An 11,369-nucleotide genomic window follows, 5' to 3' on the forward strand; every position below is an offset into this window, starting at 1 on the left:
GCTCCAGCTGAACGCTCATCGGCACTCTGTTCAAAAATTGGTTCACGTTCGCGACAGGCTAACAGTGAACTTACCAGGATAATCAGTATAAATACTTTTCTCATACTAAAACTTCTCTTGTATCCGAGCTCGGACTTCTAATAAATCAACCCCGGTACTTTGTTCATAATGATCAACCACAGTATTAAATTTTTGCCGAATTAAAGCCCGCCCTTCATTCCTTTCTACACATGCTTGATCAGTACAACTCTCCTCATCTTCCATGTAAGTTTCAAAGAAATCGTCGTCGAATAAAATGAAGGCAACCGTCTCGGCATAATCTTCATTAAATGAACTGGTAGCATAGTTAGAAACATAGCCTCGCTGTAGGGCTTCATCGTCAGTAATGCCAGTCCAAGTACCCGCTGAAGTGTATCCTCGCGGAGAAATCAACTGAAAATTATTAGGGAGGTTATAGCGCTGATGAATAATATGGGCAAACTCATGGTAAATTGTACCCAACTGCCGGATCATCCAAACTGGGTCGGTTTCATCTATATTGTTCACTTCGGTCAAGGTAATTCTGGCACCAGAATCAGCTGTACCTAGCGTAACGGTTCCATCATCATTGAAAATAAAAGAGCCAATAAGTACAATCTCGCCCGGAACGTGCGCTTTAAAGAATTCTTCGCCGTTTTCTACTTGCAGATAGGGTTCAATCCAGAACTCTAACAGAAAATTGAGTACCTCCACGACTAGCTCGCGCCGGGGGGGCGATACTCTATTGGCAGGATCAACGTAGCGATCTACAAAACGGTAGCGCACCGCTACCCCGTACTTATCCAAAAATTCGGTTTGGATAAACTGGTCAATAGGATCATCGGAAGGTTCTAATTGGATAACTTCCTGTTCAACCGGATCTTCTTGATAACAAGAGTTACTACCCAGAAGAACCAAGATAAATAATAATATATTTAATCGTTTCATACTAACTATTTAACGAGGATTAGGTGACAGTCCGCCTACATCTTGCGCGGCTTGAGGTATCTGTAGTACTTTTCGATTATCATCCTCAGCCAAGGCAATTGTGGAACCATCTTGCAGGGTGTGAGTTACTGGCAAACTATAACGCTTAATATCGAACCAACGTAAGCCTTCGTGTACAAACTCTTTGGGCCGTTCTATCTCAAATAAGTATACGATTAACGCAACCCGAGCATCATTGGTGCCCATAAAACTCGCTATCGTTTCCAAATCGACAGTAACCGGAACGTCGTAGCGCTTATCTAGCAAAGTCTGTAAATCGGCTACGGCCTCATCTAGCTGACCCAAAAGGGCATAACTCTCGGCCCGGTTCAATAATACCTCTTCTCCCCGAAAAGGAACAACAATTGTATAGTTGAACCCCGTGTTAGCAGTTAAGCTGCTTCGCTCAAAGAGAAGCTCAAATTTAGCGGTATATAGCCCGTTCTCACCCCATTGAAATAATGATTCCACCCTCACATCCTCAGCATTGAAGGGATTATTACCGAAAAGTCGTTCTGAGTAAATTGCGTTATCAGGCCAGTATCCTACATTTACTTGAAAACTGGTAATTTTTCTCATAAGCAGCAAATTACTCGGATCACTGGGCGAGGTATATTGCCGAATATAATCTTCTACATTTATCGTTTGATCGTTGATGGCAGCAATATCCTTCACAAAAACCGAAGGATTGGCCCCTAACATTTGGCTACTGTAATTGATACAACTTTGGTAATCCCGCTTAAATAGGTAAAAACGAGAAGCAAACGCTAAAGCAGCATTTCGGGTAAAATGATACTTACCTGAGTTAGCGTAGAAAGAATCATTTACCAATTCTAACCCAGCAAGTAAGTCCCCTTCTACCTGATCGTATACTTCCTGCACTGACGCCCGTTCGTACTGGGCAATAAAGTTTTTTTCGGGCTGTAGCACGTACGGCACTCCGGGGTCAGAGGCAGCGGTTGCTTCGTCGTAGTGCTTGGCGAATAAATTTACTAACATAAAGTGCCCATAAGCCCGAATAAGTAAAGCTTCACCTTTCACTGCCCGACGGCGATCTTCTTCACCGGGTAACTGGTCAACAATAGCTAATACTTCATTAGCATGGGCTATAGCTTGGTAAGTCTGGTTCCAATAGTAGGTAGGGGTATCCTGCGTAAAATCGTCTATTATTGCCCATTCATACGCCTGATTGTGCTTATCAAGTTTTGTAGTCCCCCGAGTAAACGTAACCATATCACCCATCCACTCCACAAAATTGTAGCCCCCGTCGGAGTAAGCATTAGTTAATAATTGGGCTGCTTTGTTTAGCGTATTAAGTTCTACTCGGTTATCGGGGTTTTCTTCCAAATAGTCATCGCAACCTATTAACAGTAGAGTACACAGTCCGCAGATAACAGTCCACGGGCGATAGTTTACAGTATTGAAAAGTAAATTATAGGCTACGAACTTAAAGCCACAACCCAAAGATCGTAACCTGCGGACCGAAAACTGTGGATTTATCCTTTTCATATTTCTCATCCCATATTTCATAATTTTTCTAGAATCCAATGTTCAAAGCTAAGGTTATTTGGCGCGGTTGGGGAAACGCTACCCCTCCGGCTGAAAAGAATTCAGGGTCTTGCCCATTTAGGGCTTCATCGGAATATAACAGCAATAAATTTTGCCCCTCAATACTAAGAGAAGCATTGCTTGCTCCAATTTTACTTACCCAGTTTTGGGGCATATTATAAGACAAGCGAACGGTCTTGAGCCGGACGTGAGTTCCATCCGCTATTCGAGTTGTACTCTTATTGTATAAATCGTAGGCATTTCGGAACCGGGCATCACCGTCACCCTCTACAATTTGTCTATCTAAAATTACAGGTATGTCGGTGAATTCTCCATCGCCGGGAACAACCCAGCGGTCTACAAAATCCCGGGAGAAAGAATTAAAGTCGGTGTAGCGCGGCGCGAAAGCATCATTGAGCCGGATTTTATAGCCGAATCTGTACGACAGAAGCACGTTGAGTGACCAGTTCTTGTAGGTGAACGCATTGGTTAGACCGCCAGCTCCCTGAGGCTCAGCGGAACCTTCGTACTTTAGTAATTGGTCTAAGCTGTCCCGTTGCTGAAGATTGTAATCATACACCACCTCATCGTTCAGGTCAAGAAAAGTAGGAATTCCTCGGGCATCTAGTCCGGCAAACCGAGTAGAATATAATCCCCGCCGGGCACCATTTAGCACGGCCGCTCCCTGGGCCGAGATAGCATTCGCAACGCGAGGGTTAAAATCAAAGCTCGTAATTACGTCGGGTACATAACTAATATTGAAATTTGTGTTCCAGGAGAAGTTTTTACTATAGTAGTTGAGTGTATTGATCGTAAATTCAAAGCCTTGCGATTCCATATCAGCAAAATTACCAAACTTAAATGCCTGACCACCAACACCGCTAGTTTCTAATAGCCCAATCAGATCGAAAGACTCTCGCTTAAAGTAATCGATGATACCCGTAATTCGGTCATTCATCAGGCCAAAATCTACTCCTACGTTAAATTCGTAGAGTTTCTCCCATGTCAAGTTTTGGTTTTCTAAGTCTTCTATTAACAGAAAACTCTCCACATCGGTAGGTCGCAATGTAACATCTGACTGAAGATTCAGCAGAGCACTTACGTTGGGGCCCAAAGTAGCTGAAAGTCCGTAAGTAGCCCGCAGCTTTAGCGTACTAATGACCGAGGGTAGACTGAAGAAAGTTTCCTGATCTAAGTTCCAAGCTCCGCTCACGTTCCAGGTAGGTAAGTAACGGGCAGCTTGGCTTTTTCCTAAACGGTTAGAGCCATCGTAGCGGATGGTACCGTTAACGATGTAGCGATCGCTAAATGAGTAGCCGGCATTCAGGAATAGACCAGTGAAACGATCGCGGTCTTCAGACAATGAGTAAAAATCTACTCCTTGGCGGTTCAAAAACTCAATAATATCAGGGTCAGTATTTACTACCCCGCCGTTTTCGTATACTACTCCAATTCCATCGGCGCTGCGGGAAGATCGGTCGGTGTACCTAATTTCTTGCCCAGCCAGTACATTAACATCGTGCCTTTTTCCGAAGGTTTCCGACCACTGAATACTGTTCCGAATGTAGAAATTCAGCAGATCACTTTCATCCAGATAGTTAAATCCGCCTTCGGGTAAGACTACCTTAGGCTGGGAACCGGGCTCATCAGGGTCTTGAAAAAGCAACTGATTAGACTCTTGAATGAACTGGGTATCATCGGCCCGGTAAGCCTCTGCCTGATTGGAACGTTCATGAATCACATGTTCCCGATTGGTAGCCGCATACCGACCCTGAATAGTACTACGGACGGTCAGATTATCCAGAATATTAAAGTTCAAATCAGCTTGAGCAGAGATGTCGGCTACCCGCACATCAATGAGATTTAATTCTAATTCTTCCAGAATATTAAATGGGGCGTAGTTTCTTCGGAAGAACTCCAGGTTCCCATCGCTATCGTAAGGGCGAATAGACCGACTGGTGTTGATAGCATAGCTGAACGGATTAATGTCAAAATCTCGCCTAAATCGTCCAGTAATCGGATCAAAATCGCGGTCGGTAGACCCCGGCAACTGCTGGTCGCGGTAGCTCGCATTGAGTTTTAAATCCATATTAAACCGATCTGATACAAAGAAACTATTGCGAGCCGTTCCGGCAAAACGTGTTACCCCATCGGCTATCGTTTGTCCGTTATCATTCAGATAGCTAAAGGAATAGTAACTATTGTAATTTTCGTTGCCCGCAGTAAGGCTTACCGAATGTTGTTGTTGAAGCGATGCATCGCGGTACAGCACATCAAACCAATCGGTATTCGCGTTTTCGTATTGGTTCAGAAACTCTTCATTGAGCGTTCCTCCCGGCCCCCACCCAATCTCACTATCCGAAATTAAGGTGAACATTTTTCCCAACGGGCCAAAATTCTGCGCTCGCACAGCGGTGGTGATATCAATTAATCCTTTTTCGTACATTTCACGGTAGATCGACATTTCATCGCCCGAGTTAAGAATATCAAACTGTCCGTAGCCTGGGCGCAGCCGAAAAGAATAGTTGCCCGAATAATTTACCCGTAATTTGCCACTCTTGCCGCGTTTAGTCGTAATTACAATCACTCCGTTTTTAGCTCGCGTTCCGTATAGTGCTGTTGCCGAAGCATCTCGCAACACCTGAAACGAGGCAATATCGTCCGGATTGAGTCCAGCAACAGAAGAAGCCAGCACGGTATTAGGATTTCCAGTAACAATATCATCCGCACTTACATTAGTTAGATCTTCTAGTATTACGCCATCTACAACCCATAGCGGTTGGTTATCTCCGTTAATGGAAGTGTTACCTCGAATTCGAATGCGAGGCGCAGTACCGAATGTACCAGATACGTTCTCTACCGAAACCCCAGCCACTTGCCCCTCCAGCATCCGGCTGGCATCAACCATACCAGGGGCCCGAATATCGGCCATTTCAATACGTGTAGCTGATCCGGTAAAGAGTTTACGCTCTACCTCCTGAAACCCAGTAACGACTACCTCACTTAGCTCCTGCACATCTTCTTGCAAATTCACAGTAAGAGATGACTGCCCATTGATAGGCACTTCTAGTGGATTAAACCCAATAAACGAAAAGGTAAGTGTATCATTTGGAGTGTCTACCTGCACGCGAAAGTTACCGTCAATATCGGTGATGGTGCCTCGGCTAGTGCCTCTCAAGGTTACATTTACTCCGGGCAAGGTAGAGTTATCAGTCGCTGATGTTACCCGTCCGGTTACAGTAGTTTCTTGAGAGTAACTATTGAAGACCGTAAATAATAAAGGGAGAGTAAGGATTGATCGTAAATATTTATTCATATATGCGAAGGGTGTAAAGCTGCACTCATAGTAACTGATTTTCTAAGAATATCATGTAGCTAAGCTAAATTACAGTATTGTTGAAAAATATCACTCAATTTTGGGTATAGTACCTGACTGTATTCATCCCCCGAATTGCGGGATTTTTTGAAAATTTTCTTTTCACGTTCAGGTTAGTAAGTGTACCAGAGTATCTCAGTAAAGCAGTGAATAGGCGCAGTAGACTCGACTGATAGGTTAGGGTTACGTTCGGTGATTCTGGTTGGTTAGTGGCCCCTAAGGTTTGAATATTTGACGAAGGTTCCAAACAATTTAATAGTTCGTTGGGCTAATAGCGGTTGTTTTCCCGTAACGGACAACAATTTGGTTTAGTATACTTTTTTACGCGCACTATTTGTTTTTCTAAATAAAGATAGAGTATCTATGGTAAGATCATTCATTTCAGAAACAATTCTGGTCTTAGTAGCGACATTCATTCGCTAATGTTCTTTAAAAAATAGCTTTTCAATATTTTGTTAGGAAGTTACGCAAACTACTGGCAAAAAGTGTATATTTAGCTCTTTATAACCCTTTTTCCTAATATCTTATTATACTATATGATTCGCAAATTATATTCTGGTCGCTGGGCCTCTTGGCTACTATTGCCCTTTCTTGCCCTTATAGTTTCTTGTAACAACGACGATGAAGATGGTGAGCCCCCTCGCCCCACTGAAAACATAGTGGACATTATTAATGACACCGAAGGGCTAGATAGCTTGATTGTCTCACTTGGAATTGTCACTGAAGAAAGTAATGTATTAATTAATCGGTTAGCCACTACCGAGCACACGGTTTTTGCCCCTAATAATGAGGCTTTCGTTAACCTACTAAATGCTATTGGTTTAGAAAGAATGAGCGAACTTTCTGAAGGCCTACTGTCCGATATTTTATTCTACCATCTTATTCCTAACGCTATTTATGAGTTCAACGAGATTGATTCAGCACTTACGGCGTATAACTTATCACAGGTTTTCCCAACTTTAGAAGGTGATTCAATCCGATTAAATGAAGCATCTCAACTTAGCCCTACTTACGTAGTAGCTCCTGATTTACAAGCCAGCAATGGAGTTATCCACGTAGTAAACGAGGTGCTACTGCCCCCTGCTATCACGGCTGGAAGCTCTACCAATCCTAGTTTGGCTTCCACTTTTGGTACCGTAGCCGGATTGATGCCAACCGTAGGCTTGTTTGGCGGTGTTACTACGATGAATAACCTATTTATCAACCGTGGCTACCGTTCGTTGCTTACTGGCACCAGCCCGAATACATTTCTTAGTCCGGTGAACGGAGCTTTTGATAATTTTTTCTTTACCTCTCAGGAAAATGCAGAGAATACTATAGACTACCATATTATTGAAGGCAACGCCGATTTTGCTAGTGCCGGACGAACGATTAATACACTATTAGGTCAGCCAATCTACATTACTATTGATGGTAACTCTTTATTTCTGAATGGAACCTTCGCGGCTGATCTTGGTTTTACGTCAAGTAATGGTCGGATTGTTCATCTTGGTGGCGTTCTTCGTCCCGCTGAACCCATTATTGATGTGGTGAACTTTGCTGATGGTTCGAGTGCTGCATCCTATACCATATTCCTTACCGCTTTAGAAGAAACTGGGGTAGACTTAGGAACGAACAAAACGATCTTTATGCCGACTGATGCAGCCTTTGAAGCCGCCGGGCTGGTTGTTTCTATTGATAGCGCAGCTCGGCTCGACCCGGCGTTTCTGTCTAACGTATTACAAACCCATGTGTTTGAAGGGATTAACTTCAGCGCTGATGTAGTTGCTGCCGAATCAGTTTCTACTACAGCCCTTAACGGTACTCCACTAACGATTACGTTGGTATCCGGAACAGATGGGGGCACATTAACTGTAGATGATGCTAACCCCGAAACCGAAACGGCTAATGTAGTAGACTTTGATTATCTCTCGACCAGCGGAGTAGTTCACGCTATTGATCAGGTACTGTTACCTACTCCTTAAAACATCATTCGGTAAGCACTCCTTCATTGGTGAAGAACTTACCTTACCACATATCATTCGTCATTTAAAGCTGCTTCCGCCAAGGACGCAGCTTTTTTTGATCTTGCTAAAAAGTGCGAAGCTAAATTACGATCAGACGTCAAATTTTTTCTAGTAACGCTGCCGCCTCTGTAGCGTACTCGCCCTGTATGTCGATAAGCTGCTGAAGGGAAGCTTTAGCCACTTCTATCTGCTCCGACTGAATTTGCGCTAAACTAGTGTACCACAACGCCGGTTCGTAAAATACTCCGGAAGCACTAAACAGTAATGGTTCTAACGTTATTTCAGCTTCTCTAGCTTGCTCAGCTCCCAAGTAGCTTACTCCCCAATAAAACTGATACGCTTCTTCAATAGCGGGCACTTGAGCAAATAAGCTAATGGCTTGCTCGTAGTTGCCCTGCTCATAGTAATACATTGCTTGTCCGGCTTTTGTAGGGGCCACATCCGTAGGGGCTACATCCGCAGGATCACCTCCCGAACGCTCTATTGGGTTTATTACATTGGGATACGGCTCAAAGTAAGCGGTGTAAAGCTCCTGCGACGAGGCAGCTGGGTTCAGCAACCAAAACGCAGTTAGTACTAAGGCAAATGAAGCAGCCGTAGCTAAGAAAAAGTATAGCGGACGCACCGCTTTGGTAGGCTTGCTGCTAGGCTCAACCGGATTTACCGGTAAAGATTTTGTAACCGTAGTTGGTTCTTCGGACTGCTGCAACTGCCTTTTGAGACCTTCAGCACCAAACAGATCAATGCCTGCGGTGATGTCCTGCTGCAAGCGCAGTTCAGTCCGTAGATTCCGGTCTTTAGCTAATTTTTGCTCAAAAGCTTCTCGCTCTGCCTCCGATAACTCGTTCCGAAGATAACGTTCAATATATTCTTCCTGATTCGGTGATAACTCCATAGGCTTCCAAAAAAAGGGATTAAGTAGGTTACAATTCTTTACGATTCTATTACTACTTAATTAAGTTTTACTTTAACAAGTAAACAAATATTAGTTTTTTTTTCTATAATGTTTACCTTCTTTGCTTTAGCAGCATTAAACCCCAAAACCAAACTCTATAATTCAAATCTATATTTATGATGAACACATTAAACAAACTTTATCTACTTAGCTACGGACTGCTCATTCTTTTATTTGTAGGAGTAAGTGCTTGTAAAACCGAAGAAGACCCTGAGCCGGTAGGCGAACCTCCGGTAGCCGACGCGGGAGGTAACTTAGATGCCGCCGTGAGTAGCTCAGTTACCCTAGACGGTACTGGCTCGTCTGACCCCGAAGGTCAAACATTGACTTACGCCTGGAGCCTCACTACCCGCCCCGACGGCAGCAGTGCCTCAGTGAGCAGTGCTACTCAGGCTACCGCCACTTTTACCCCTGACGTAGCAGGAACCTACGTGGCCACCCTTACGGTAACCGACGAAGATGGCAACACCGATACTGATGATGCTACTATTACGGCAGAAGAGGCCGTGGGCGAACCACCAGTAGTCATTATTGTTAACGAAGATGGCCAGCAGATTAGTGAAGATGCGGATAACAATACGGTGACCGTTGGCACCCCGTATGCCTTAGATGGCAGCAATACCAGCGACCCTGATAGTGAATTCGATGATCTTACCTTCACCTGGGAGATTACTGAAACCCCCGCTGGCAGTAGTAGTGCGGCGATCAACACATCCGAAGATGATCCCGATATGGCCGAATTTGTTCCTGACGTAGTGGGTGAATATACTATCCTCCTAACGGCTGAAGATCCCGATGGCAATACGGCTACGGCTGAAGTAATGATTGAAGCCGATGCTAATCCGGTAGTGATTGACCAGAATATAACCGCAGCTACCACCTGGCCTAATGTATTTGATGATCCTAATTTACCCGATTATCATGTGGTTGCTGACATTGATGTTACTGCCGAACTTACAGTGGCCCCCGGAGTAAAAGTAATGTTTGAACCGAACCGAGGATTATCAATTGAGGGAAATAGTGGTGCTCTATCAGCGATTGGAACTGCTGACAGTCTAATTATCTTCACGGCTGAAGATACACTGAATGGTTGGGATGGCATTGTATTTTTCAACGATAATGTTCAAAATGAGTTTAATTATACTGATGTCTCATACGGCGGTCAGCAAGACTTTGGCTTCGGAATATTAGCGGCTAATGTTGGCATTGATAATACCGCGGGCGTAACAATTGCTAATACTACTATATCTAATAGCTTTAACTACGGCATCTACTTAGAATTAGGTGGGCTGCTTCGTGACCTAAGTAATAGTGCGCTAGAAAATAATATGAACAATCCGGTTGCTCTATCTCTCAGCCAAGTTGGTAGCATAGATGCCAATACTACTTTCACCGGTAATGAAGACAATACCGTGGAGATATACACTTCGGGGGTTAACCTTGAAGAAGAACTCGTAATGCCAGCACTATCTAACGGCACCTTCTACTTTGTCTCAGGTAAGCTTGAGGTGGACAGTGGACTAAAACTTGAACCAGGTACGAACGCAGAATTTGATACCGATGCCTTTATTGAGGTAGCTGGTAACGATGGCTACATCAATGTTGAAGGAACTGCCGCTGATAGTATTATTCTTATTGGGCGTAACCAAGCCGATGGCTGGGGAGGTATTTCTATCTATACTGACAATAGTCGTAATTCTTTTGCCTATTCTCGCATAGCCTACGGCGGCAACCGGAACTTTGGTTTTGGCATCAGCCCAGCAAATATTGGGATTGATAACACGGGTAAAGTGAAAATTAGCAACTCAGTAGTTGCCAATAGTGTAGGTGATCACGGAATATTTGTAGAGAACGGTGGGATTATTGAAGAACTTAGTCAAAACACATTCACTAACAATGATGAATTTCCAATTACACTTCCTATATCCACAGCGGGCGCGTTAGATGCTGCTTCTACTTTTACTGGAAACGGAGATAATAGCGTACAAATTTATACCTCTACCTTAACGGCAAGTAATGATCCTCAAACCCTACCTGCGTTAGCCGGGGATGTCCCTTACTATATCAGCGGAAGGCTTGATATTGACAATGACTTAACTATCCTACCGGGGGCTACTTTCGAGTTTAATAGCGATGTTAGGATTGAGGTTTCCGGAAGCGACGGATCAATTGAAGCAGTAGGTACTGCTGATGATCGTATTACCTTTACTGCCCGCAACCAGTCTGATGGGTGGTTGGGTATTGTATTCTTCACTAATACCACAGATAATAAATTGATCTATGCTGATATATCTTACGGAGGGCGAGGTAGCTTTGGATTTGGTGTAGATGCTGCTAATATTGGGGTTGACAATACTGGGAAATTGGCTATTGCCAACAGCTCTATTACTAACAGTGAGGCTCTTGGAATATTCGTGGAAACTAATGGTGAACTAACTGATGGTGCTGGAACAGACTTGACCACCAATCAAGAAGTAAT

General features: G+C 43.8%; 6 protein-coding genes. 2 read left to right on the plus strand and 4 right to left on the minus strand.

Annotated features, from left to right (window positions below; all coding sequences use genetic code 11):
* Positions 1 to 105: 105 nt before the first annotated feature.
* Genes WBA23_RS03290 through WBA23_RS03300 form a run of 3 tightly spaced genes read right to left on the minus strand, consistent with a single transcriptional unit; the run spans position 106 to position 5,869 of the window.
* Positions 106 to 966, minus strand: coding sequence for a substrate import-associated zinc metallohydrolase lipoprotein (locus tag WBA23_RS03290; protein ID WP_424580821.1), 861 nt, complete (start codon positions 964 to 966; stop codon positions 106 to 108).
* A gap of 9 nt (positions 967 to 975) precedes the next feature.
* Entirely contained in the window at positions 976 to 2,514 is a 1,539-nt protein-coding gene (locus WBA23_RS03295) for a RagB/SusD family nutrient uptake outer membrane protein (protein WP_424580822.1), read from the minus strand.
* Positions 2,515 to 2,542: 28 nt separating this feature from the next.
* Positions 2,543 to 5,869 (minus strand): SusC/RagA family TonB-linked outer membrane protein, encoded by a 3,327-nt coding sequence (locus tag WBA23_RS03300; RefSeq protein WP_424580823.1) that lies wholly within the window; start codon positions 5,867 to 5,869, stop codon positions 2,543 to 2,545.
* A gap of 596 nt (positions 5,870 to 6,465) precedes the next feature.
* Here WBA23_RS03300 and WBA23_RS03305 point away from each other — a divergent pair.
* Positions 6,466 to 7,893 carry a fasciclin domain-containing protein gene (locus tag WBA23_RS03305; RefSeq protein ID WP_424580824.1) on the plus strand — a complete coding sequence of 476 codons (1,428 nt, stop codon included), beginning with the start codon at positions 6,466 to 6,468 and terminating at the stop codon, positions 7,891 to 7,893.
* A 139-nt stretch (positions 7,894 to 8,032) separates the two neighbouring features.
* Here the strand turns inward: WBA23_RS03305 and WBA23_RS03310 are convergent, their stop codons facing one another.
* On the minus strand, positions 8,033 to 8,830 hold the full coding sequence (locus WBA23_RS03310; protein WP_424580825.1) for a hypothetical protein: 798 nt from the start codon (positions 8,828 to 8,830) through the stop codon (positions 8,033 to 8,035).
* A gap of 176 nt (positions 8,831 to 9,006) precedes the next feature.
* Between WBA23_RS03310 and WBA23_RS03315 the strand changes: the two genes are divergently transcribed.
* Positions 9,007 to 11,369: PKD domain-containing protein (locus WBA23_RS03315; protein WP_424580826.1), on the plus strand; the 2,363-nt coding region annotated here is incomplete at its 3' end.

Source organism: Tunicatimonas sp. (genome assembly GCF_049647865.1).
GTDB lineage: Bacteria > Bacteroidota > Bacteroidia > Cytophagales > Cyclobacteriaceae > Tunicatimonas.